This window comes from Fictibacillus tiangongensis (genome assembly GCF_048083785.1).
GTDB lineage: Bacteria > Bacillota > Bacilli > Bacillales > Fictibacillaceae > Fictibacillus.
In genome coordinates this window covers 3,480,547-3,506,663 of sequence record NZ_CP182294.1, presented here as the reverse complement: position 1 = coordinate 3,506,663, position 26,117 = coordinate 3,480,547, and the positions used below count along the sequence as shown (strand labels likewise).

The window sequence follows — 26,117 nt, the reverse complement described above, 5'->3', positions numbered from 1 at the left end:
CTTCTCGAAAAAATAAATTATTTAAAAGAGTTCAGAATGTATTTTTCTCCGGTAGCATAAGGTTTGTCCGCATTGTAAAGAATTTGTCGACAGTGTAAAAATATTGTCAAAATATTTTAAATGTTACGGAGGAATTCTTTTGGGGTATATCGAAATATATATACATCACCGAAAGGAGGAGTTAAGTTATGCATTTTAACATTCGTGGAGAAAACATCGAGGTGACTGAAGCCATTAGGGCTTACGTTGAGAAAAAGGTGACGAAACTCACAAAATACTTTAACGAAACTCCAAATTCTGAAGTACACGTCAATCTGAAGGTGTACAACAGTGAACAATCCATTGAGGTTACGATACCGATGAAGGGCCTGCTGCTTCGTGCAGAGGAACGTCATTTGGATTTATACGCTGCGATTGATCTGGTGGTAGAAAAATTAGAGCGTCAAATTCGAAAACACAAAACAAAAGTAAACCGTAAATTTAGAAATGCTGAAGGCACAAAACACATGTTTGCTAACGGTACAGAAGGCGTATCAACGGCTCTGTTAGAGGAAGAGGACGATTTCGAGATCGTACGTGAAAAGCGATTCGATCTGAAACCAATGGACACTGAGGAAGCCATTCTCCAAATGGGATTACTCGGCCATAACTTCTTCGTTTATAACAACGCTGAATCTGGTGAGATGAACGTCGTGTACAGACGTAAAGACGGCAAATATGGCCTGATTGCAGGAACGAATTAAACGAATTTAAAAATATGATGCCACACCCCTTTCACTCAATGAAAGGGGTGTGTTTTGTTGTGTTTATTTTTATTTACAGTACTTTGGATTCATTTTATCAAACTATGAAAAAACTAATATATGAATTTATGTGATATTCTGGTAAAATAATTTTGTTCCAAAATAAGTAAAGAGGGTGCAAAGTTGAACAAAAAGATAATAAGTAGTGTTATTTGTTTTCTTATAATTATTTCATCAATTTATACTGGTAAAACTTCATATGCTGATGATGTTTGTAAAGGAATTGCATATGGACAAAAAATCTTTTGGGATGGTGCTGAGTTAAAGCCAGGGCAAATAGGAAGAGTTTTAGTTGTTAAGGACACATACTTGTATAAGCTATCAGGTAAAACTTTAGTAAAGAATAAACTTCTAAAAGCTGGTTCTGGTTATAGAATATACAATTTTAAATCAAACTTGCTAGGAGTTGGTGGTGGTTATTATGTTAATCGAGATCAAAAAGTCACTTATAAAACTCCGAGCAAACAAAAGTTACAAGCTAGTATTTGTGCATCGAAGAAACCATCTTCAAGCAAACCAGTTACCCCAATTCAACCACCTGTAGTAATCGACCAGTCATGTAAAGGTATAATACCTGGTCAAAAAATTAAATGGGATGACACTTATTTAGTTCCTGGTCAGATTGGAAGAGTTTTTGTCATAAAAGATACTACACTATATAATTTAACATCTAGTGGACTTAAACAGGGAAAGACATTAAAGAAAGGTAGTTCTTATCGCATATATAACTTTAAAACTGGATTGTTAGGAGTCGGTGGTGGTTATTATGTGAAACGTGATAATCGCATCACATATAAGACACCATCAAAGAAAAAACTGCAAGATCTAGCATGTGCTAGCAGAAAATCACCTTCGGAGCAGCCAAAAGTACCACTACACAATAAAAAACCAGTAAATTTAGGGCCTCAAGTATTTAATCAAAGTACTATTGCAGCTAAATCTGGAATGGATAAAATGGGGAATGCATATCTATATGTTATCTTACATGGTACTCCTACATCGCTTGCGGTTGTAGATATTAATACAAATAATGTGATTAGTGAGTATAAACTTGTTGATTCAACAAGTGCATGGGGATTGGATATTGATAGCACAGGAACATTATGGGTAGGTGGTACGAATAGTGGAACATTGTACAGCTATGACCCGCACTTTAGAAAATTGGTGAATCATGGTCACGTATTAAAAGGGACGAACGACACTTCTATTCAAGATATTTTTGTGAATGATCAGTATGTTTATGGTGTCACCGCCTATGGGGCTAATGTTTTTAAATACAATAAAAAAACAAAGACCAGAGACTTTCTCTTACCAACTCAAAAATATAAACAATATGCAAAATCGTTAGTCGTAGATAAGGGAAATAAATTTCTATATGTTAGTTCTGGTTCAAAAGCGGAAATGGTTCAGTGGAATTTAAGTAATCATTCAAAAGTATCCATTCTGCCCAATAAATATAAAAATGAAACATATGTTGAAAAAATGAAACTAATCGATAATCGTTACTTAATCACAAAGTTTTATCCAAGCAAAAAAGCAGGGATCTACGATGTAGTCGGCAAAAAATATATCAGTGAGTTCAACAGTGCTTCAAGAGGATTTTCAGACAAGAATAGTGAGTTAAATGAATTTTATTATAGTTATGAAGGTAAGTTGTATGCATATCAATTAGCAACAGGATTAATCAGAAAAACAAATGCATCCTTACCTGAAAATACTGAGGCTCTTTCATTAGATTTAGTCCGTTTAAAAAATGGTAGTAAACTTTTAGTAGGTCTTGTAGATAATAAAGGTACATATTTCCTTTTCGATCCTAAGACTAATGAACTTACACTGAAAAAGTTTGAAGCACCCCCACAACCGGTTAATCTTCACTTAATGTTTGAAAGCCCTGATAAAAAGCACCTATATATCAATGGCTACATGTCTGGGGGACTTACACAATTCGATACATTAGAAAAAAAAGGTATACAATTAAACGGGATCAGTCAGTTAGAAAGTGCAGAATTTGTTAATGGAAAACTATATGTTAGTGCTTATCCAAATGCAAGGCTGACTGAAATAAATAATCCTGAATTACCTTGGGAACAGCGCAGTACAAGTGTATTGGTAAGGTTAAAAGATTATGGTCAAGAAAGAATACCAGCATTAATTTCTTTGAATAATCATCTTTTTGCTGGAACATATCCACAATTCACAACAAGCGGTGGCTTATTGTTAGATTATGACCTAAATAATAAGACTTATAAAGTGTATGAAAACTATGTAAATAACCAAAGTATTATTACTTTACATCCTCATGGAGGTTTTATTTACGGAGGAACATCTGTTCATGCAAACTATCAAAAAGATAAAGACGGGGCAAAGTTCTTTAAATTTAATCCTGCCAATCCAGGACAGAAACAAAATATTTCACTGCCTTTAAAGGCGTCATTGGTAATGTCATTAATAACGGGACCAGATAAAAATATTTGGGGAGCAGCGGATGGTACAATTTTTTCATACGTTCCGTCTACTAACAAATTTAAAACGGTTAAATTGTTACCTGCCATTTCTGGAAGGTATGGTAATGCAAACTTGTTAGTTGGAAAAGATGGCTATATTTATGGAACGTTAGAAGGAAGGTTCTTTAAAATGGATCCTAAAACGATGAATTATACTTATATCATTGAAAATGGAGCTAAAGAGATTGCTCAAGATGCACTAGGCAATATTTATTACAGATACCTTTCAAATTTGTATATGTACCCAATAAAATAAAGAATAAAAAACCCTTATGGATGAAAAATATCCATAAGGGTTTTTCTGTAGAAATTCCCTTAATATCCATATGACGGATTTCTTATTGCAGAATCTTTATAATAGGATAACAATCCAGTTACAGTCTAATCTATCTTGTATTAACCATTTCTTTTATCTGTTAAGTTAACTGTTGGCTTTATCTCAGAAAAGCTTTATAAATTTTAATTAGAAAACGAGGGACTAATTTGATAAAAGAATGGAATTTATTACGAACAATAGCTTGTTTAAGTATCGTTTTTCTGCATAGCACTTCACAGGTTGGATTAGCTACGGGCTTTCCTAAAACGGAATATTATCAATTTTTGAGAATTATCCTTTGCTATGCTACACCCACTTTTGTAGTTTTGTCAGAAGTCATTCTCGCTAACCGATACCCTGATAAACTTCCTGAAAAGTTTTGGTTTAAACGGATTAAATGGATTGTGGCTCCTTATATTTCTTTTTCAATTATTGATGCACTTGTAAGTTATAAAATGAATCCGAATTTTGATTTAGGAGAAAAAATTCTAAAGAATATTTTTTTAGGAGAATTTGAGGGATATTTTGTTTTAATTATTCTACAATTTTACGTTCTCCATTATTTGGTTATAAAGTATAAAATATCTATGGACTGGTTGGTTCCCATGAGTATACTTGCAATGATATTTCATTTTAAAATTCTTGAAGGAAATTTAGCTTTAGTTAGAGATAATATAGCATTTTTTAAGATTCCTTTTACAGCTTGGTTTGCATATTTTACTCTCGCTTTTGTAATAGGAAAGAATTATAAAAAATTGTCACAAGTATTTTTAAAATATAAATGGTTTACACTTTTAGGTGTTTTAGTATCAATAATCATCGTATTTGTGTTATTCAAAGCAGGTTATACAAGTGTAGGTTCACGGAGAATAGATTTATTACCATTAACAATTAGTTTGACTGTTTCGGTCTTTGCATGGGGTCAATTAATTCCAAATTATAAGTTCATCAATATTCTAAGTAACTACTCTTTCGGAATTTATTTAATTCACTGGCAAATCCAACGCTATTGGGGAGCTGACATAGCTGAGTTGTTTGATGGCACACTTACACGTGTTATGGGTGTATTCCTTATTTCCTTATTTTTAAGTATGTTAATTATTTTTACAATTTCTAAACTGCCTTTCGGTTCTTATGTTGTTGGAAATGTTAGCCGGAAGTTACCTGAGAAAAAAATGCAAGTTTAAGTACGATTAATTATAATATTCAACTCCCTTAAGGCACAGCAGACCAGTTGTGCCTATTATTTATAAAATAAAGGTTTTTCATAATAACTAAGCGAAAAAGGTAAGTAAATTTGTTCAAAGGAGCCACTAACCATGAAAAACGATATCCTGTTAAAACAACTCGCAGCGTTTCGTCATAACACGTTAAGCACTGTTGAAGGACTCACTGAAGAGGAAGCGGATTTTATTCCTGATGGATTTAACAACAACATTCGCTGGAACTTGGGGCATATTTTTTTGGATCAGTACGATTGGCTGTATCATAAAATCCATGAAGATAATCCATCACCGATTCATTATCGAGAGTTATTCGGGTATGGAACGAAGCCAGAAAATTGGCAGCAGACGCCTCCAACTCTTCAAGAGCTCCGCCATCGGTTGATGGAGCAGGTTCAAGTGATTCAGGAACAGTTTGGTCATCGACTACATCAAGAATTAGACGAACCAACTGAACTAGGTATGAATACATTTGCGGAAGTGCTGCCCCGCACGTTTTATCATGAAGGTCTTCATTTAGGGACGATCCTCGCCATAAAAAAAGCGATTCACCTTCAAAAACAAGCACAAGCAAAATGAAGAAAGTGCAGACTCTCTGTCTACACTTTTTCTTCTTTCCATACAGATACATTTCTCAACTGAGTTTCACCACTGCGATTTAAATAACCATACGAATAAACCAACCCTACGAAATAAAAGACAAACAATAGATAAGCGGGTGAAAGATGAAAGTGGTTGTCGTAACCAATCATAAAATGTGTGCCAACGCCTGTTAGAAATCCTGGCAAACCGCCGAGTGCCAGTGTCCACCACACCCATTTTGCACCTTCGCGATATCCCCATAACGCTATGGTTAACAATAAAAAACCTTCTGAGATCAAAGCACCGCCAAATCCAGCACGATCGTGTGCGATTAACGGAATTAGTTTATCGTTGAACGCAGTGATTTGTTCAGGTGTAAGTGCGAAGAACATCAAGTCTTCTTTTACAAAAACTCCGTTCATTCCGATGATGGAAATCACGATTCCTGCAGAGAGCAAGCACATACCTGATATGACAAATAAGCTTTGCCCAAGCTGACTTCTTTTCCATGATAACGTGTTATTGAGATTTAACCCTTTTGTTCCCGTAGTGAGGTTTCGAGATTGATAAAGCCCGTAAAGGAAAAAGGGAAGGATGATTAAATAATAGATAAAGTGAAGCTTGTCAAAATAGCCAAAGCCCATAAAATAAAAGATGTTTAAGAAACCGAGAACTGCAGCGATCACATATGCCATTTTTGTCCAATGTTCCCCTTTTCGAATCCCGTGATACGAAAGCTGCATGAACATGAAACCTGCCGAAATCATAACACCTGCCAGACAAATCCGGTCATGAGACATGAAATGAAACAGGTGATGACTGAAGGCTTGAATCTCTTCTTTTTCTATGCCTAAATATTGTTCATCATACGCTAGAAGAACTTCTGTTAAACCGATGATTAAAGCGATGATGCCTGCGATGAAAACACCGAATCCCATCAGGAAAAAGGAGATCCAACCTGTTTGTTCAGCGGGTGTAGAAATAGGCTGTTGTTCATACAAAATTCGTTCGTTGATGCGCTTTGGAAGACCTGGTCCGGAATAAACAAATCCGCTATGAAGCTGTATGAGAGATGCGCCTTCACGAAAAAGTTCCATCGCATCACTCGGTTCATGGACGCCACCAGAAGCAATGATGGGCTTGTTATAAGGTAAGAGCTGTTGAATACTTTCTTTTAGATGGTGCATCTCCATCTGTCCGAGTTCAATGCCCTCATCACTTTCAATTCCTTCTCGAATGATAAAACCGTCTACAGCAACATCTTCCGTAACAGACTTCACTTTTTGATGAGTAAGTTCCAACAGGAGAGGTTTTGATGTAGATTCCCGAATTTCCTCCAAATAAGAAATGCCTTTCACATCGATAACAAAGAAAGCCGCATGTTCATCGAGTCTTTGAACAAGCTTTTCGTATTCTTGCAGAGATTCTCCCTTGATCGTTATCCCCAGTGGTATTGTCGCATTCTTCATAGATTGAAGTTTTACTATAGCTGCATCGAGACCCAAATTGGCATGAAGGTTTTCATACGATAATGTTTCTTTTGCTACATTTCTTAAAATAGGCTTTTCTGTTTTCTGTGGCAGAACGGAAATCGGCCCTACTTCAATAAAACCAAAGCCAAGGTTGGTGAATGCTTGAGTCCCATTCAGATGAGGGTCTAATGCACCACTTATCCCAACAGGTGAAGGAAAGGTAATCCCAGCAACCTTCCGCTCTAATTCTTTACTTGGCTGCATATGACCGAAAAATTGTATGATTTTATCACCAAATGGCAGTTTGGCGAGGGTGTTCATCGTATGTAAGGTGAGATCGCGGCTTGTTTCTGATTTCATGCGAAACAGAAGCGGCTTGAAAAAAGTATGATAAGACCAATCAGGCATAAGTAAACACTCCTTTTTATGCCGTTTTTTTAATAAGTGTATCGCAAAAACTGGTTGATATTTCAAACTTTTTTCAACCGAAAAATATTTTTCGTGTTTTTCTGTGTTTTGTTCAGAGGAATCTGTTTTAACAGCAGGATTTTGAAGTAGGTAAGGGGAACTAGTGAGTAACAAGAAAACGCTTACACTAATGACTATGTTTACTATTTAAGGAGGAGAAGTAGTTATGATGATGAATGTGCCTTTTCGAGTTACGAGTATGCTAGAGCATGCGGAGCGGTATTTTACGAAAAAGGAAGTTACGAGCCGTACGATGTCCGGGATCAGGAAATTCAGTTACCGGGAGATTGGTGAGCGTACACGCAGGCTTTCGAGCGCGCTAAAGCGCCTTGGTGTTCAAAAAGGTGAGCGGGTTGGAACACTTGCATGGAATCACCACCGTCATCTAGAAGCTTATTTCGCCATTCCAGGTGTTGAAGCTGTTCTTCACACGATCAATATCCGACTTTCCCCTCAGCATATTGCATACATTATCAATCACGCCGATGACCAGATCTTATTCGTAGATCAGGACATCCTACCTCTTGTTGAAGCTCTTAAAGACCATATTCCTAATGTAAAAGCGTATATATTGATGACCGATGAGGACGAGCTTCCGCAATCGCCGCTTCAGCCTCTTTATCATTATGAAAAACTCTTAGAAGCTGGAGACCCGGCTTATGAATTTCCGCAGGATATTGATGAGAACGATCCAGTCGGGATGTGCTATACATCTGCCACGACAGGAAATCCGAAAGGCGTAACGTACACGCACCGCTCGACCGTACTACATTCGATGTCACTAGGGCTTGCCGATGGCGGTTCTGTATCAGAAAGTGATGTTCTTATGCCGGTAGTGCCGATGTTCCACGTAAATGCTTGGGGACTTCCGTATGCGGCAACATGGTTCGGTTCGAAACAAGTGATGCCTGGACCGCGATTCACGCCACAGCTTTTAGCGGAACTGATTGAGATGGAAAAAGTAACCTTTGCTGCAGGTGTACCAACGATCTGGATGGGTCTTCTTCAAGAACTCGAACAGAATAGTTATGATACTTCTAGTCTTCGAGCGGTTATTTGCGGAGGATCTGCTGCTCCAAAAGGGATGATAAAAACGTTCGAGGAAAAACATAATATTCCGTTCATGCATGCTTATGGAATGACAGAAACGAGTCCACTTGTAATTGCAACGCGATTGAAAACGTATCAAGCAGATCTGGACGATGAAGCGAAATTTGATTATAAAGCAAAACAAGGTTATGTCGTGCAAGGTGTTGAGATGAAAGTAATCGGTGCGAACGGGGAAGTGAAGTGGGACGGTCACGAGATGGGTGAGCTGTTGCTGCGCTCGAACTGGATCGCGGACGAATATTACAACGATGATCGGACGGAAGGAACGTTCAACGATGGCTGGCTTCATACCGGGGATGTCGTTACGGTGGATGAAGAAGGATTCGTGAAGATAGTGGACCGGACGAAGGACCTGATCAAGAGCGGTGGTGAGTGGATATCTTCCGTTGATCTAGAGAATGCGATCATGGCGTTCCCGGATGTTTTCGAAGCGTCAGTTATCGCCGTACCTCACCCTGAATGGCAGGAACGTCCACTCGCATGTGTCGTGTTGAAGCCTGAGGCAAAAGGAAAGGTACCGAAAGAAGATATTGTTGAGTTTTTGAGGCCGCAGTTTGCGAAGTGGTGGATTCCAGACGATATCGTGTTCATGGATGAGATTCCGAAAACGTCGGTTGGTAAGTTTTTAAAACGGACATTGCGTGATCAGCTGAAAGATCATTATATGACGACGGCGAAATCGTAAAATGTATGCAGAGAACTTCTCAAAAGTTTGAGAAGTTCTTTTTTTGCGAAGGGGTAGAGAATAATCGCCTATAAATTTGCGGGCTATAGGTAAAAGTATGTATCTGCATAAAATATATTCACGGATAGCTGCTTTTTATTCACGGTAATTTGCAATATATTCACGTATAACAGCAATAATTTCACGGATAAAATGATTTATCGAAAGTTCGACAAACCGATCGTTGCAGGAGAATAATAGCGGACACTCAAATGACTTAAATATCCCCTCATTAAAGGTACAAAAAAACACCACCCTCTGCAAACCACGAGAACAGTGCCCAATCTACTTATTCTTTTATTTCTTCCTTGATCCATTTACCCGTTTCCGTTACGTCCCAATAATCACTAGCTTTATAGTCGTTCAACGAGATATCAAGATCGTGAAAGATGCGGTGAACGCCTTTTAATGGCTCTACACTCTCAGAACTCATGCTTTTCTCAATCTTGCTAAGGCGCATTCTCGACATCTGCCTTTAGTGGTCCCGCAACATAAGGCAGAATCTTATTTCGTATATCAATCTCAATTTCTTTTAATACCGGTGTATGTGTGTCTATGTTATATTTCGACCATTTATCATAGCCGAGCTCACCGTTCCAAAATTCGTGAATCAAATTGATTCGTCTTTGAATCTCGGTCTTTGGAACTTCTATGGTCGGCTTAAAGAGAGCGGTACCGCTTGATTTTTCGGCCTCCGTTAATTCCTCATCAGACGGTGCATCTACACTCGCTGCAGAATTAGGACCAAACAATGAATAATATCCCCATGTGCCAAGGCCCCCGATGATGAAGAAGCTGAGAACGAGGGTGAGAATGATCGTCTTGCTTTTTTCACTTCGCTGCTTATTTTGCTGCAGTTGCGTTTCTTGCCCTTGCCCAGCGTTTTTTGTCCTGTCTAGATCTGTCTTTTCCATTCAGAACCTCCCCCATCTATCTTTATATTATTTTACCAAAATTTAGTGCGACAGTCTCTATGAAAGTGTCAAATTTTTCACATATATAGGAAGTTTATTTACGATGAATGCTACAATTCCGATGAAAAGATTTGGGATTTCTTGTGGCTCGTTTCACAAACTGGTAGAATAGAAGTGGTATATAATTTTCGAGAACAGGGAGCGTTATTCGGATGATTAGCATTTTGAAAAAGATTTTTCCAAGTTCCAATGACCGAACGTTGAATAGATACGAGAGAATTGCGGAAAAAGTGGAAACGTTAGCTGAAGAGTTTAAGGCTTTAAATGATGAAGCTTTGGCGAACAAAACGGCTGAGTTCAAGAGCCGTATCGAAAAAGGGGAATCTCTGGATGACCTTCTCCCTGAAGCGTTTGCGACTGTGCGTGAAGCGTCAGCTCGTGTATTAAACATGCGTCATTATCCTGTACAGATTATGGGTGCGGTTGCGCTTCATGAAGGTAACATTGCAGAGATGAAAACCGGTGAAGGTAAAACGCTAGTTGCGACAATGCCTATTTATTTGAACGCACTAGATGGCAAAGGTACTCACGTTGTTACAGTCAATGAATATTTGGCTCGTCGTGACTCTGAGATCATGTCGCCGCTATATAATTTCTTAGGTTTAAGTGTCGGGTTGAACGTATCTGACCTTTCAAAAGAAGAGAAGCGTGATGCGTACGCAGCAGATATCACATATGGTACGAACAATGAGTTCGGCTTCGATTATCTGCGTGACAACATGGTTGTTTATAAAGAACAGATGGTTCAGCGCCGTAACTATGCGATCGTCGATGAGGTTGACTCCATTTTAATTGATGAAGCGCGTACACCGCTCATCATTTCAGGTTCTGCCCAAAAATCAACACAGCTTTATCAGATGGCGAACATGTTCGTGCGTCAGCTGAAAAAAGAAACAGATTATACAGTAGATGAAAAGACGAAGAACGTTCAGCTTTCTGAAGAAGGTATCAACAGAGCGGAGCAGATGTTCTCGATCGATAACTTATATGATTATCAGCACGTAACACTGAATCACCATATTAACCAAGCGTTAAAAGCGAACATCATCATGCAGCGTGATGTGGATTATGTCGTTCAAGACGGCGAGATCGTTATCGTTGATCCGTTCACTGGACGTTTGATGGCTGGTCGTCGTTACAGCGATGGTCTTCACCAAGCGATCGAAGCGAAGGAAGGTCTAGAAATTCAGCGTGAGAGCATGACACTTGCGACGATCACGTTCCAGAACTATTTCCGTATGTACAATAAGCTTGCTGGTATGACGGGTACGGCGAAAACGGAAGAAGAGGAATTCCGTAACATCTATAACATGGATGTTATCTGTATTCCGACGAACCGTCCAATCGCGCGTGATGACAGAGCAGATCTTATTTATAAAACGATGCAAGGCAAGTTCAAAGCGATTGCTGCTGAAATCGAAGAGCGTCATAAAACAGGACAGCCGATCCTTGTTGGTACGGTTGCCGTTGAAACCTCTGAACTACTTTCACAGCTTTTAACGAAGCGTAAGATCAAGCATAACGTGTTGAACGCGAAAAACCATGAGCGTGAAGCGGAGATCATCGAAAATGCGGGTCAGCTTGGCATGGTTACGATTGCAACGAACATGGCTGGTCGTGGTACAGATATCAAGCTTGGTGAAGGAGTTCTTGAAGTTGGCGGACTGCACATCCTAGGTACTGAGCGTCACGAATCACGCCGTATCGATAACCAGTTGCGTGGTCGTGCGGGTCGTCAAGGAGACCCGGGTTCATCTCGTTTCTACATCTCGATGGAAGATGAATTGATGCGTCGATTCGGTTCTGACAACTTGATGACGATGATGGAGCGTCTTGGCATGGATGAAGAGACGCCGATCGAGTCTAAAATGGTTACAAAAGCCGTTGAATCTGCACAAAAACGTGTAGAGGGATCGAACTTTGATGCCCGTAAACAGCTTTTACAATATGACGATGTTATGCGTCAGCAGCGTGAGATCATCTACGCACAGCGTCAAGAAGTGCTAGATGCTGAGAACTTAAGTGATATCGTTCTTCGCATGATCGATTCTACACTTGAGCGAATCGTGACGGTTCATACACCAGAAGCGGAAGTTCAAGAAGAGTGGAACACGAAAGAGATCGCCGACTATGTGAATGCAGTTATGTTCACAGAGCCGACGTTTACAGAAAAAGATCTATTCGGTCTTGATCGTGAAGAGATCATCGAGAAGATTCAAGCGAAAGTACACGCAGCGTTTGCTGAAAAAGAAACACAGCTTCCTGCTGAACAGATCGCTGAGTTTGAAAAAGCAGTAATCCTACGTTCCGTTGACAGCAAGTGGATGGATCACATTGACCAGATGGAACAGCTTCGTCAAGGTATCCACCTTCGTGCTTACGGTCAGAACGATCCGTTGCGTGAATACCAGTTTGAAGGCTTCGAGATGTTTGAAGCAATGGTTGCGGCGATCGAAGAGGAAGTTACAACTTACATTTTAAAATCGCAGATCGAGCAAAACATGCAGCGTGAACAAGTGGCTGAAGGGAAAGCCGTTGTTCCGAGCGATAAACAAGATACAGCAAAAAAGAAGAAACCGGTTCGTAAAGCACAAGACATCAAGCGTAATGATCCTTGTCCATGCGGTAGCGGAAAGAAATACAAGCAATGTCACGGAGCTGAACAAGAATAGAAAGTTGCGTGAAGGAAGAGAGTCTTTTATAGGCTCTCTTTGCGCTTGTAATCAGACGTGAAAAAGGATTAATTTTAACAGCGTTCGCATATTTTAAAGATGGAACAATTATAAGATGAGGTGCAAAGACTATGGATTTAGTAGAGGTAAAACAGGAATTAAACGTTATTGAAAAACGTATCAACGACTTTAGGGGGTCTCTTTGACCTCGATACGAAGAAAGCGCGTATCGCAGAACTAGATGAAGAGATGAGTGCACCAACGTTTTGGGATGATCAAAACGCGGCACAGGTCGTGATTAATGAAGCGAACGGGCTAAAAGAACAAGTGAACGAGTTTGAAGAACTTGCTTCAGCTTATGAAGATCTAGAGATCGCACACGAGCTTGTAAAAGAAGAAGCGGATGAAGATCTTCAGAAAGAACTTGTAAAAGATCTGAAATCCTTGATCACGAAGCTGAATGAATTTGAGCTTCAGCTTTTATTGAACGAACCGTATGATAAAAACAACGCGATCTTAGAACTTCACCCAGGTGCGGGTGGTACAGAGTCTCAAGACTGGGCATCGATGCTGCTTCGTATGTACACGCGTTATGCTGAGCGCCAAGGGTATAAAGTAGAAACGCTTGATTACTTACCAGGTGACGAAGCAGGGGTGAAATCTGTGACACTTAGCATTAAAGGTCATAATGCTTATGGCTACTTGAAAGCTGAAAAAGGAGTTCACCGTCTTGTTCGTATCTCACCGTTCGATTCATCAGGCCGTCGTCACACGTCATTCGTATCGTGTGAAGTGATGCCAGAGATCACAGATGATACAGAGATCGAGATCCGTACAGAGGACCTTAAGATTGATACGTACCGTGCGTCTGGAGCAGGTGGGCAGCACGTTAACACGACTGACTCTGCAGTTCGTATGACACACATTCCAACGAACACGGTCGTTTCGTGTCAAACGGAGCGGTCGCAGATCAAGAACCGTGAGCGTGCGATGAAGATGATGATGGCGAAATTGGTGCAGCGTCGTTTGGAAGAGCAGCAGGCACAGTTGAATGAAATTCGTGGTGAGCAGAAGGAGATCGGTTGGGGAAGTCAGATTCGCTCTTATGTTTTCCATCCTTATAGTCTTGTGAAGGATCACCGGACGAATACAGAGGTTGGTAATGTGCAGTCTGTGATGGATGGCGAGATCACGCCGTTTATTGATTCTTATTTGCGGTCTAAGTTGTAAAAAAACCTTTTTGTCGGGTTAGGCTTCGAGGTTTTTGAGAGAGGTTGATCTGCGCTCCAGGTGCTTCGCTTTCCGCGGGGCAGGCGGTGAGCCACTTGCCGCTATGCGCCATTAAGTGTCTCACCTGACCGCTTGTCCCCCAGGAGTCTCGCACCTTCCGCTCCAATCAACTTGACGAGGGAGTTAAGAATAAAAACTTTCTAGTACCTAGAGATTACAAGTTGCCTCATTTAATGACCATTAAAAAAACAAATAATGAAAAAATCAAAACTTCCGGGCTATTTGCTTCCGGAAGTTTTTTTTATCGTATGTGTGTGAGATCTCCCTCTTGTACGAGTTCGATCTTTCTAGGTTGTCCGTCTGTTACGATCTCCACGTTTCCATTATCATAAATCCAAACGACTTGATATTCCTTGCCGTTATAAACGACGAAACTCCCCACTTCTATCTGCATCGTTTCACTCCTAATAATGCTCTCTAGTTAATTATACCTATCTAAATTGGAATGTGTATTGGGAAAAAACATGGACATCTGTCTTCTTTATTATAAAGGAAATTGCCCTATTTTCCCAACTTATATTTTCTATAGCAGAAATCTTCACCTGGTAAAAGGTTTGATGAGGTAATTATCTTTTTGGAAGTTGTTGATTTCCGCTCAAGGATACTCGCTTTCCGTCGGGCAGGCGGTGAGTCACTTGCCGCTTTGCGCCATTAAGTGTCTCACCTGTCTAGTTGCAATGGCTAGCCCCTCGAGGTCAAAGACTTTTACTTACTTTTGCCTCTATCGTTAGCCATGTTCATTTTATGTCGGCAAACATCGTAACTTTATAAAAAAACAAGAAACTCTTAAACGATTGTTTAAATGCCTTACATAGTGGCTTAACATTTCGACAGTATTCTTATAGGTGCAACATCAATTTTATGGGTCTAGGGGGAAATGACATGGAAAAGAAGCCATTGGATAGAAGAACCTTTTTAACATATTTGGGTACAGGCGCAACGGCACTTGCTGCAGCTACGACAGGATTAGGAGCTTTATCAGAGACTGCTAACGCTCAATCAGATAGCTTGATGCGCATGAAACCTCGTAAAAAAGGGTTTAAGTTTCACCCGATCGCACCAACGGACAAAGATGATCTTGTTCTTCCAAAAGGATATAAATATGAAGTGATTGCATCTTATGGTGATGTAATTAATAAAAAAGGTGACACGTTTGGATTCAACAATGATTTTACGATGTATTTTCCAATCGACAAATCTAGTGAACATGGTTTGCTATGGGTAAATCATGAATACACGAATCCATTATATGTAGAAGGTGAAAAAGTAAACGATAAGTATACTTCTGCTCAGATTGAAAAGATGCTCTACAATCAAGGCGGTTCTATTATTGAAGTGAAAGTGAAGAACGGCAAGTGGGTGATGGATAAGAATTCAGAGTACGCTCGACGTGTAACAGGACTAACGCCGTTCGCACTAACTGGCCCGGCAAAAGGTACGGGTGCAGTAAACGGTGCAACTACGGCACAAGGAACGTTTGCAAACTGTTCTGGCGGACGTACACCATGGAACACGGTTTTATCTTGTGAAGAAAACTTTGAGGATACATCAAAAGCGGCTAATCTAGATCAAACGCATTATGGATGGGTGATCGAAGTCGATCCTTTTAATCCAAACTTCAAAGTCAGAAAGCACACTGCTCTTGGACGTTTCAATCATGAAAATGCAAGCGTTGGAATCTCGAACGATGGCCGAGTGGTTGTTTATATGGGAGATGACAAAAAGGATGCTTGTGTGTACAAGTTTGTGAGTAAAGGCAAGTATGCTGCAGCAAAAGGTAAGGACAACAGCAAGCTTTTAGAAGAGGGAACACTTTATGCAGCAGATCTTGCAAACGGCAAATGGCTTCCATTAACGATCGAAGCTGTTCGTGAAAAAGCAGCAGGGAAAGCTGACCTTTTAGAAAAGTTTAAAACACAAGGTGATGTAGTGGTTAACGCACATGATGCTGCCATCCTTCTAGGTGCGACACCGACGGATCGCCCAGAGGATGTGGAAATTTCACCACTTGATGGGACAGTATTCATCGCACACACGAACAACGACAAACACGGCAACATTCACGGTCACATCACTCGCTTTTTTGAAAAAGACGAAGATCATGGTGCAGAGAGCTTTGAATTTGAGATCTTTGCAGCAGGCGGTCGTCAAAGCGGATTTAGTGCGCCTGACAACCTAACGTTCGATTCAAATGCAAACCTTTGGACTGTGACGGATATTTCATCGAGCAAGCTGAATTCTGGGGCGTGGACAAGCTTTGGTAATAACGGCATGTTCATGATTCCGACGATCGGCCGTGATAAAGGAGAGGCGTTCCAGTTTGCATCTGCTCCAAAAGAAGCGGAGTTAACAGGACCATCTTTCACACCGAACGAAAAAACATTGTTCCTAAGTGTTCAGCACCCTGGTGAAGAAACGAAAGATAAAGCAAATCCAACAAGCACGTGGCCGCAAGTGCGCGGAGGAAACACACCGCGTCCATCTGTTGTAGCCATTACTGGTTTCAAGTTCTAATTTTCGTCAGACGGAAAGTAACAATGATCACCAAAATTTGAGGAGGCGATCTACATGGGTTTCACAAACATCGGAGTACCAGGATTGATCTTAATCTTAATCATTGCGCTTATCATTTTCGGACCATCTAAACTGCCAGAGATTGGACGAGCATTCGGAAGTACGCTTCGCGAGTTCAAGAACTCAGCAAAAGACCTCATGTCTTCTGATGAAAAAGAAGAAAAGCCGCAGTCTAAATAAAGAAAAGTGGGAGATGCGGGCGCGGTTAGAGTCCGCATCTTTTTCCTTCATACTAGTTACATTTTTAAACTCGTGGATTGGAAGCCGGAACTTGTGGATTGGAGGTCTAAACTCGTGGATTGGAAGCCAAAACTCGTGGATTAAAGGTCCAAACTCGTGGATTGAAGGCAGAAACATCCGGATTAAACTCCAATACACATGAATCTAAATGCCAAACACGGCACAACAAACCTGAATAAACTGCTATTTAGTAGAAAGGAGGCTGTATGATGATGAAAGCTGAAGAGATGTACTTCGTTGAACACCTTGGTGAGCTAAGAAAACGGATCATTATCACGCTCGCCGTATTCATAACGGTACTTTCCGTTTCTTTCTTCTACGTTCAGCCGATTTATGACTGGCTGATTCGAGATCTTGATCAGCAGCTTGCTGTCCTTGGACCAAGCGAGATTTTATGGGTGTATTTTATGATATCCGGTGTCATCGCGATTGCGTTCACCATTCCGGTTGCCGCGCATCAAACATGGATGTTCATCAAACCGGCACTGAGTAAAAGAGAGCAGAAGGTGACGCTGTCTTATATTCCGGCACTATTTTTCTTATTTGTACTCGGTTTAGCGTTCGGTTATTTTATCGTATATCCTATGGTTCTAAATTTCTTGTTGAGCTTATCAGAAGGGCATTTCCAAACGTTCTTCACGTCAGAAAAATACTTTAAGTTCATGATGAACCTGACACTTCCGTTCGGCTTTTTGTTTGAGATTCCGTTAGTGGTTATGTTCCTAACGTCGCTTGGCATCTTAAACCCACACGTGTTAACAAAAGCTAGAAAAGTCTCATATTTCGGACTTGTTGTCGTTGCCGTACTAATCACACCGCCAGACTTAGTATCAGATTTCCTAGTCGTCATACCACTGCTTGTCCTCTATGAGATCAGCATCATGCTGTCACGCGTGGTCTATAAGAAGAAGCTCGCGAAAGAACAGCTCGCCATGGAAGAAGAAAACAAGGTCGTTCAGATGAAACGCCCTTCATAAAAGACGAAAGGAAGCCCACTACGGCTTCCTTTCTTTCTGTACGTATTAAACAAACTGATTCGTACGTCGGTTCTTGTCCGCAATGAACTTGGCATATTCATTTGCACGTCCAGCATCGCCATTTTTATTATAAAAATCAAATAGAATGATCTCATAGTGTTCAGCGGGTAAGACATAACCTAACTTTTTAAGATGTGGATACAGTTCTGTTTCGAGGTAGTGATAATATTCGTCGTCTTGCTTTTTTAATCGATAGATATGCATCTGAAAAAAGTGAACAAAGGTTGTGCTTCCGTTCTCTCTTGCTGTTTTCAACCCTTTTTCGGCAAGTTGAAGTATGTTTGTGGCAGGTTCTTTTCCTAAATGAGTTGCGGCGTTTACATACCCTTCGAGAGAGCCTAAGTAGTTAGAAGTGCTAGGATCTTTTAACTGCATCGATTCTTTGTAGTACTGACACGCATCTTCAAAATGACCATGAAGGATGGAATGATAGCCAAAGTTGTGAAGAAGAAGCGCTTTTTGTTTTTCCAAGCCGAAGTTCTCGCACATCTCGATCAGTTCTATATATTTTTCGTTCTGAGGTCCGCTAGTTGGCTCTTGTTCAATTTGAATGAGCATCAGCATCTCGGTTTCAATCACCCGAGCGTAACAGTGCGATTTTTCAAAAAAACGAAGTGCTTTGCTAGCGTAATAATAGGATAGCACGCGTGAATTGGTAGAGTGATACGCGACAGCCATATGATAATAATATTCCGGGTTGTTGTAGTAGGCAGGGTCTACCTGTTTTAAGAGATCGATCGCTTCGTAGTAATCATGTTTCATTTGAAGTCCGTAGATTCCTTTAATATGCAGAAGCATACTCTGTTCACGATGTGAGAGTTCAGTCCACTTTTCCATCTCTTGGAGAAGGGTTTCTGTCTTTTTTCTTTGTTCGGTGAGTATGTAATAACGTGTTAATAAAAGGGTGTGAGTGCGATAAAAATCTGGAATCTGCAACAAAGCAATCTGTTCGAGCTGCTTTTTGATGGTTTCAGTTTTGACATCCAGCTTCATGATGATTGCTTCTTCCCACTTTCTTAAGAGAAGTTCCACGTTTTTGTACAAATTCATCTCATTTTGAATATCGATCTGTAGTCGGTCCGCTAAAAACCGGATCGTTTCGTCGGAAACCTCAGTCAGTCCTCGTTCGATCTTACTCACATGTGTCCCTGAACAAATTCCGTCTCCTAGCTCTTTTTGTGTCATATTTCTAAGTTCACGATAGAATTTTATGATTTTTCCTTCAAGCATGAGATGACCCCCTATCTGTATTAAGAAATTCTCTACTTTTTCTATTCTACTAAAGAAAACCCCAAATCAGTTAGACGTTTTTTAAGTCTATTTCCCTATTTCTCACTTCATTTCAGAGTGAAAATTCATTAAGTTCTGTGTTGATATAGGTAACGAGTCATGTGCAAAACCCCGATAGCGGCAAGGCGTTCTTGCACTTACAATTACATTTGAATCTACAAAAAATTCAAAAAAATAGAAAGGGGGCTACAACTCGCATTGTTTTTCTAGAAAAATTTTAACATCTAAGAGTTTCATATATAAATAAGGGCTTGAAAAATCATTAATTACAAAGAAAGCAGGGACACAATGAAAAAGATATCTTTTATTAAAAAATCTACTGCTCTTACATTAGCTGCAGGATTGCTGCTATCACCCAACACAACGATGTTTACACAGCAAACAAGTGCCGCTCCTTTTAATGCCGAGGATATTCTAGCCTCTCTTACCGCTAAGCAAAGAGAAGCTTTAAAACAGCTGGAACTGACAGATGTCGAAGGTCTTCAAGGCTTTAAGAAAGAAGAACTGCAGAACGAAAAAGAAATCTCTGTAATCGTTCAATTCCAATCAAAACCTGGACAAGCTGCAGTGATAGACGCTCAGTTAAAAGGTAAAAAGATCTCACGCAAACAAGCAGACAGCAAAGTAGATCAAGAGCATGCTCAATTTAAGAGAGATGTTGAGAAACTCATTCCATCTGTCGCACCTATGACAAAAAAATCAACGCAAAGAATTACATCCACATACAAAACCGTATATAACGGTGTAGCGATGAAACTGCCTGCCAATCAGGTAGAAGCACTTCTACAATCAGAAGCCGTTAAGGCGATTTATAAAGATGTAACGTTTAAAGTGGATCCGATCGCGATGGGCGAAGAAAAAGCCCTGAACAGCAACAGTGCGGGAACATCAGTTGAGAGCATTCCTTATTTGAAGATTGATCAGCTACATAACGAGGGCATCACAGGTGAGGGTGTTAAGGTAGGGGTCTTAGACACAGGGATCGACTACAATCACCCAGACTTAAAAGAAGTGTATAAAGGCGGATATGATTTTGTTGATAACGACAGCGATCCGATGGAAACGACGTATAAAAACTGGCAAGACTCTAAAAAACCAGAGTTTAACGGCAACGCGTATTACACTTCGCATGGGACACATGTTGCTGGTACGATCGCTGGTCAAGGCAAGAACCCGAATGTATCCGTTCATGGTGTAGCGCCAGATGCTGATATCTATGCCTACCGTGTACTAGGACCTTACGGGACTGGCTCTTCTGAAGGCATTATCGCAGGTATCGAGAAAGCCGTTAAAGACGGAATGGACGTGATCAACCTTTCGTTAGGTGCCGGTATCAACGATCCGTATTATCCGACGAGTACAGCGATCAACTATGCGGTTCTTAACGACGTGACAGCTGTCGTATCAGCTGGAAATTCAGGTCCGAACGCATACACTCTTGGTTCTCCTGGTGCTGCTGCCTTAGCGCTTACGATTGGAGCGAGTGACGTACCGATGACAGTCGCTTCTTTTACAGGATCAGTTGGCAGTGAGAGTGGAATTCAACTAACAGGATTAGCTCGTCATTATGCTGATCGATTGAACGAACTGTCAGGTAAGTCATACGATATTGTTGACGTGGGTCTAGGTAAAGCTACTGATTACACAAGTAAAGATGTAAAAGGAAAGATCGCTCTCATCGCTCGCGGTGAAACGACTTTGAACGAAAAAGTGACACTCGCTAAACAAAACGGTGCGGTTGCAATACTTCTATATAACAACGTGGATGGAGTTATCGAAGCGAACCTTGGGGAGTCTACAACATTTATTCCATCATTCTCCTTAACAAAGGCAGCGGGTGAAAAGATCAAGACTCAAATCTCTGCGGGTAAATCCAGTTTTACGTTCGGAAATTATGCTGAGATTCAGACAGAAGGCGATCGCTTAGCCGCTTTCAGTTCGAGAGGTCCTGCAAGACAGACGTACGATATGAAACCGGAAGTTACAGCACCTGGTGTTGCCGTTCTTTCTACGGTTCCGTCATATATGGTAAACCCAGCGAACCAAGCAAACTATGATTACGCGTATTCCAGATATTCAGGTACATCGATGGCCGCTCCTCATACTGCTGGTATCGCAGCTCTGATGCTCGATGCTAATCCTAACTTAGAACCTGAAGATGTTAAAACCATCTTAATGAACACAGCTGATCCGCTCAACGGAGATTATTCAGTATTTGAAGTAGGCGCAGGACGTGTTGATCCTTATCAAGCTGTGTACAGTGGTACGAGTTTTCAAGTAAACGATGAAACGTTAATTCCTAGTTCCACAAATCTTGTAAAAATTAAAGAACGGACAGGTGGAATCGCATACGGAAGTCATTATGGCGGCAAAAAGCTGTCATTAAAGAAGTCCATTACAGTTGAGAACAATGAAAAAGTGAAAAAGACGTTCAAAGTGGAAGTAGAAGAAACAAAAGGATTGCCAAGCTTGAAGAAGAACGGAATCGAGATCTCTATTCCAGACGAAATCAAGATTGCCGGAGACGATTTTAAAAAGGTATCAGCGGGGATAGAAGTTCCGAAAAAAGCAAAAGAAGGCATTTACGAAGGGTACATCACGCTTACGAATCAATCGAAAGCAGCTGAACAGTACAGAATTCCATTCAGTATTCGCATTACGGAAGAAGGCTACAACAAACTAGAGCTTTCAACGCCAGCCATCGCTCCGAACTATTTGAATACGGGAGGATTCTTCAATTACCGTGCGATTTATACACCGATGGAATTCAACTTTAAGTCTCCGATGGAGAAGATGGAAGTCGTCCTTCAAGACGGAAAGTCAGGGAAAGATCTGGGCTTGATCGGAACTATGAATTTAAAGGGGCGTAACGAAAATCAAAGCTATTATGTGTTAAACGCATTTAGTGGCTTGTACAACAAATTCACGGGGGATAAAACAGAACCGGTTGATTCTGAGGTTTCCTATGCACCAGCTGGTTACTATAAACTGAAGTTCATCTCTACAACAGCCACTGGTAAACAACTAACAGATTACCGACATATGTTCATTGATATTGATGAACCAACGTTTGAAAGCTCACTTGACGGTGATTCACCGTTTTTAGAATACAAACCAGGTCAAGAGACGTATCCATTCGATATTAAGATTCATGATCCTTTAGTAGATGAGATGAAAGCAGTGGGCTTGAGTGTCGATCAATCATCAAACTCAATGATCTACTATTGGAACACGCCTTTCCCATCTAGTCCGATCAAGATGGATAAAGAAGGCAGATTCGTTGAAGAGATCGCGATGAACGAAAAGGTAACGGCACTTAACTTCCGCATGGATGGTTTCGATCTGGCAGGGAATCCGGCTGTGCAGAAGAATTACTATTTTGTAAAAGAGGGCACACCTGTATCTTATACGAAGAGTAAAAAAGCTCCTTTGAAAACTGGAGAAACGGTAAAAGCCACACTAGTATTGGATAACTTAAATGATCTGACCAAAGCGGAATGGAACTTTAAAAATAGTAGCTTTGGCGCAGTGTCTCTTGTTGATGCTAAACTAACAGACGCTTTTAAAGAAAAAGCATCTATTGAAGTGAAAGATGGTCTCGTAACTGTCGGGTTCAATGATAATAGCGAAACGCTAGATCATGCCGAGCTAGTAGAAGTGACGTTAAAAGTAAGTGATGACTACTATGCAACACGAGCTGCTGTAGCACCTGTTGTAAAGGTAACGGATCTTGCTGCTAAAACATCAACTGTTCTGCAAGCTCAATTAAGTTGGAAAGTAAAACCGCAGTTCTCTACTGCAAACGGCTATGTAACGCCTGAAGGCTTCGAGAACGAGGAGGGAACAGTGACAGAGAGACGCGATTGGACGAAGGTAGGAGGCTTTGTACAAATTATAGATGCAGAAGGTAACGCACATGCACCATCAACACGCATCGCTGATAACGGTCAGTACAAGTACGACAAGCTTCCCCTTCAAAAAGAAGCATTCACAGTTGAAATGCGAGTGCCAGGACATTTCCTAACAAAAGACGAACTATTCATTGGTTTTGAGCACAATGGTGAACTATATGCACAAAGTCGTTTCATTACTGCACTTGATGTGAAAGCGGGAGACGTGAATCAAGACAACGTGATCGACATCCTTGATGCAATAGAGATTCAAAATGCGTGGGGAACAGGAAAACGTGCCGCGGATATTAACTTTGACGGAAAGGTGGATGCAAAAGATATGAAATTCGTACAAAGAAACTATCTCCTACAAAATCAGCATGTTGATGATACACCATCACCTAGAAAGAAATACAAAGGAAAAACACTTGAAACCATCTTAGTAGAACTAGGCATCCAGCAATAACTTATAGTGAAACAACCTTTAAGGAGAAGCATCTTCCTTAGGGGTTGTTTTTTTAACGAGATTATGGAGATGGTAGATGCGGGATTTTCGGTTGCCTGTGAAGGGGAGGTTTAGCGACTGGAGCAGGTGATATGATTGGCTTGTTGATGTAAGGTTCAAAAATTGTTTGCATGACTTATTAGAAATGGTAGTGGAAATTAGCAAAGCGTAGTCAACTAATGCAGCTTCATGAGCCTTGTTATAGTTGTTTTTACAAGATGCGCAATACCATGTTCTCCTACGACGTGCTAAAAGTTCTGTCTCACAACTAGGGCAAAACACACCAGTAAGTAAATGATTTGGATTGATTTGAAACTTGCTGCAAACGTCTGGATTATCTGGAGTGTGTATTTTAATAAGATTTTTGCTAATCCTCTTACTAACTTTAGGTAAGATTATTTCTTTTCGATGCTTATTGCTCAACTCTTCAAATTTAGCTACTATGCCAGAACTCTTGATTACTTTCATGCGAGCTTCTTTGTAAGTAGGAGAAAATTCTGTTATGGCCTTTGGATTAGTCATTATTACAAGAGATTCGATTGGTAGGTGGGAGACTTTAAAGTTATTTAAAATGGCCATCAAGTGATAGGATTGTCTTTTTACTTGTTCAACCGGATTATCGAAAGCTTCTCGATGATCGTTCAATGTGCGAATCATTGGGTCATACGCACTTTCAAAATAGAGATGTCCTGCAATATTCTTACTTTCAATGATGAGTAAGAAGTGCGGTGTAATTATAAGAGTGTCAATTTGAAAGTAGTAGTCTTCATGTGAAATTCTGAGGCCGTGAAGAAAAATAAGGTTATTTTGAGGGAGATAACGATAAAAATAGTCCAGTGACTGTTCACCACGGTAACCAGAAATATGTTTTCTTAGAACACGTTGTATTTCATCTTGTTTGGCATCATTTAACATTGCTCTTTTCAAAAGTGATTGTAACTTATGAATGATAATTGGCTGTGTGCGATGTTTTTTAATTAAAAAGTGACCACCTCATACACATTTTCTATATAATGATGGCTTTTGAAGAGTAATGCAAAGTGCTAAAAGAAGGGAATTGAAACCATTGATCATTAATTTCACGGTAATCCTCTATATATTCACGGTAATTCCAATTATATTCACGGATAAAAACACTAATTTCACGGATAAAATTTTTTATCCGAAGTTCGACAAGCTACAACACATTCCGACAAATGCACAAACCAAAATACTTTCCCATTCTGATGTCCACATCTAGCTCCCACACCGGAATCTCATCCAGGTAACAGCAATCAACCGCACTTCACCCCATCACCGCGGCACTAAGGTCTCATTTACAAGGGTATACTGTGATTGGTATACTTTTTCTCGGTTTAAAGAAATTCCTTATGAAAGTTTGAGGGTTAAAGACAGCAATGATGATGGCTATGCGAAAACGACGGGGGATACTGCACCCGACCGTTGAACTCATTTTAGAATATGTATATGTTGTGATTGGATCAGGACTTGTGGCACTCGCATTCTCGGTATTCCTGCTGCCGAATCAGATCGCATCTGGTGGTGTGAGTGGGATATCGACGATTTTATACGGACTCTTTCAATGGAAACCTTCTATTGTACAGTGGAGTTTAAATATTCCGCTCTTCTTTGCGGGATTGTTTTTCCTCGGACGCCGATTCGGTGCAAAAACGCTCGTTGGAACCGTTGTGCTTCCGTTCTTTGTCTTTATTTTTGAAAGCTGGGGAGCGGCGACAGAAGATCCATTGCTTGGCGCGATTTTTGGTGGACTTGGAATTGGGGCTGGTCTTGGAATCGTGTTCCGTGGAAAAGCGTCTACAGGTGGAGTTGATCTCCTCGCACAGATCGTTCATAAATATACGGGTGCTTCACTCGGATCGATCATCCTTCTCATAGACGGAACGATTGTTACGTCATCCGCTCTATTTTTTGGAATCGAACAGGCTCTGTATGCACTTATCGCGATGTTCATTACGGCAAAAACGATCGATGTCGTACAGATCGGGCTAGGGACGACAAAGATGGCGTTGATTATTTCAGATAAAGAAGATGAGCTCCGCCAAGGCATACTGACTCACATTTATCGAGGCGTTACGAAGATCAATGCGTTCGGTGGTTACACGCAAGATGAACGCCCGATGTTGATGGTCGTTGTGGCTCAATATGAAGTAACAAAATTGAAACAATACGTAAAAGGTGTAGACCCAGATGCTTTCGTAATCGTTGTAAATGCGAACGAAGTGTTAGGAGAAGGCTTTAAACGCGGATAATCGTATATGTACGCAGCCAGTTGGGACTCACCTCAACTGGTTTTCTTTTATTTAGTAGTGCTTTTCACATAGACGTGTCCTTTTTACTAGAATTAGCTTATCACCCATTGAAAAACTCCTTCAATACCAGGTCAAAAGACCCGAAAACCCACAACGATGGTCGGTTTTATTGC

18 protein-coding genes are annotated in these 26,117 nt (G+C 40.5%); 12 read left to right on the top strand and 6 right to left on the bottom strand.

All coding sequences use genetic code 11. The features are described 5' to 3' along the window. The first annotated feature begins 188 nt into the window (after positions 1-188). The 4 genes from hpf to ACNJYY_RS18615 all read left to right on the top strand — a co-directional run bounded on the left by hpf (position 189) and on the right by ACNJYY_RS18615 (position 5,425). On the top strand, positions 189-743 hold the full coding sequence (gene hpf / locus ACNJYY_RS18630; protein WP_416729606.1) for a ribosome hibernation-promoting factor, HPF/YfiA family: 555 nt from the start codon (positions 189-191) through the stop codon (positions 741-743). A gap of 183 nt (positions 744-926) precedes the next feature. After that, on the top strand, positions 927-3,563 hold the full coding sequence (locus tag ACNJYY_RS18625) for a WD40 repeat domain-containing protein (protein WP_416729605.1): 2,637 nt from the start codon (positions 927-929) through the stop codon (positions 3,561-3,563). Between the two features lie 227 nt (positions 3,564-3,790). Continuing rightward, a complete protein-coding gene (locus ACNJYY_RS18620; RefSeq protein ID WP_416729604.1) occupies positions 3,791-4,810 on the top strand; it encodes an acyltransferase family protein in 1,020 nt (339 codons plus the stop codon). Positions 4,811-4,942: 132 nt separating this feature from the next. Continuing rightward, positions 4,943-5,425, top strand: coding sequence for a DinB family protein (locus ACNJYY_RS18615; protein WP_416729603.1), 483 nt, complete (start codon positions 4,943-4,945; stop codon positions 5,423-5,425). A 20-nt stretch (positions 5,426-5,445) separates the two neighbouring features. Here the strand turns inward: ACNJYY_RS18615 and ACNJYY_RS18610 are convergent, their stop codons facing one another. Then, positions 5,446-7,308, bottom strand: coding sequence for a dihydroorotate dehydrogenase (locus ACNJYY_RS18610; RefSeq protein WP_416729602.1), 1,863 nt, complete (start codon positions 7,306-7,308; stop codon positions 5,446-5,448). Positions 7,309-7,534: 226 nt separating this feature from the next. Here ACNJYY_RS18610 and ACNJYY_RS18605 point away from each other — a divergent pair, with 226 nt between their 5' ends. Then, positions 7,535-9,163, top strand: a complete 1,629-nt coding sequence (locus tag ACNJYY_RS18605; RefSeq protein ID WP_416729601.1) for a long-chain fatty acid--CoA ligase — start codon at positions 7,535-7,537, stop codon at positions 9,161-9,163. A gap of 328 nt (positions 9,164-9,491) precedes the next feature. On the opposite strand, the gene ACNJYY_RS18600 is transcribed toward ACNJYY_RS18605, so the two are convergent. Beyond that, positions 9,492-9,635, bottom strand: coding sequence for a hypothetical protein (locus tag ACNJYY_RS18600; RefSeq protein WP_416729600.1), 144 nt, complete (start codon positions 9,633-9,635; stop codon positions 9,492-9,494). A gap of 16 nt (positions 9,636-9,651) precedes the next feature. After that, entirely contained in the window at positions 9,652-10,116 is a 465-nt protein-coding gene (locus ACNJYY_RS18595; protein WP_416729599.1) for a hypothetical protein, read from the bottom strand. 212 nt (positions 10,117-10,328) lie between these two features. Between ACNJYY_RS18595 and secA the strand changes: the two genes are divergently transcribed. Further along, positions 10,329-12,848, top strand: coding sequence for a preprotein translocase subunit SecA (secA, locus tag ACNJYY_RS18590; protein ID WP_416729598.1), 2,520 nt, complete (start codon positions 10,329-10,331; stop codon positions 12,846-12,848). Between the two features lie 131 nt (positions 12,849-12,979). Then, positions 12,980-14,078, top strand: a protein-coding gene (prfB, locus tag ACNJYY_RS18585) for a peptide chain release factor 2 (RefSeq protein WP_416729597.1) whose coding sequence is annotated in 2 segments (ribosomal slippage) — positions 12,980-13,042 and positions 13,044-14,078 — 1,098 coding nt in all. Because the reading frame shifts where the segments join, the coding sequence is not laid out codon by codon here. 301 nt (positions 14,079-14,379) lie between these two features. Here prfB and ACNJYY_RS18580 read toward each other — a convergent pair. Then, a complete protein-coding gene (locus ACNJYY_RS18580; RefSeq protein WP_416729596.1) occupies positions 14,380-14,532 on the bottom strand; it encodes a hypothetical protein in 153 nt (50 codons plus the stop codon). 488 nt (positions 14,533-15,020) lie between these two features. Between ACNJYY_RS18580 and ACNJYY_RS18575 the strand changes: the two genes are divergently transcribed. The 3 genes from ACNJYY_RS18575 (at position 15,021) to tatC (ending at position 17,929) form a co-directional block, all read left to right on the top strand. Then, the gene (locus tag ACNJYY_RS18575; RefSeq protein ID WP_416729595.1) at positions 15,021-16,652 is read left to right on the top strand and encodes a PhoX family protein; all 1,632 of its coding nucleotides are present in this window, start codon (positions 15,021-15,023) and stop codon (positions 16,650-16,652) included. 54 nt (positions 16,653-16,706) lie between these two features. Further along, positions 16,707-16,892, top strand: a complete 186-nt coding sequence (gene tatA, locus ACNJYY_RS18570; RefSeq protein ID WP_066245439.1) for a twin-arginine translocase TatA/TatE family subunit — start codon at positions 16,707-16,709, stop codon at positions 16,890-16,892. A gap of 272 nt (positions 16,893-17,164) precedes the next feature. Beyond that, positions 17,165-17,929 carry a twin-arginine translocase subunit TatC gene (gene tatC, locus ACNJYY_RS18565; protein WP_416731907.1) on the top strand — a complete coding sequence of 255 codons (765 nt, stop codon included), beginning with the start codon at positions 17,165-17,167 and terminating at the stop codon, positions 17,927-17,929. A 45-nt stretch (positions 17,930-17,974) separates the two neighbouring features. Here the strand turns inward: tatC and ACNJYY_RS18560 are convergent, their stop codons facing one another. Next, entirely contained in the window at positions 17,975-19,219 is a 1,245-nt protein-coding gene (locus ACNJYY_RS18560) for a helix-turn-helix domain-containing protein (RefSeq protein ID WP_416729594.1), read from the bottom strand. Between the two features lie 348 nt (positions 19,220-19,567). Here ACNJYY_RS18560 and ACNJYY_RS18555 point away from each other — a divergent pair, with 348 nt between their 5' ends. Further along, a complete protein-coding gene (locus ACNJYY_RS18555; protein WP_416729593.1) occupies positions 19,568-23,635 on the top strand; it encodes a S8 family serine peptidase in 4,068 nt (1,355 codons plus the stop codon). Positions 23,636-23,653: 18 nt separating this feature from the next. Here the strand turns inward: ACNJYY_RS18555 and ACNJYY_RS18550 are convergent, their stop codons facing one another. After that, complete coding sequence (locus ACNJYY_RS18550) at positions 23,654-24,589, bottom strand: nuclease-related domain-containing protein (protein WP_416729592.1); 936 nt, start codon at positions 24,587-24,589, stop codon at positions 23,654-23,656. A 494-nt stretch (positions 24,590-25,083) separates the two neighbouring features. Between ACNJYY_RS18550 and ACNJYY_RS18545 the strand changes: the two genes are divergently transcribed. Further along, positions 25,084-25,944: a YitT family protein gene (locus ACNJYY_RS18545; RefSeq protein WP_144697907.1), complete on the top strand. Its 861-nt coding sequence runs from the start codon at positions 25,084-25,086 to the stop codon at positions 25,942-25,944. Positions 25,945-26,117: the final 173 nt, after the last annotated feature.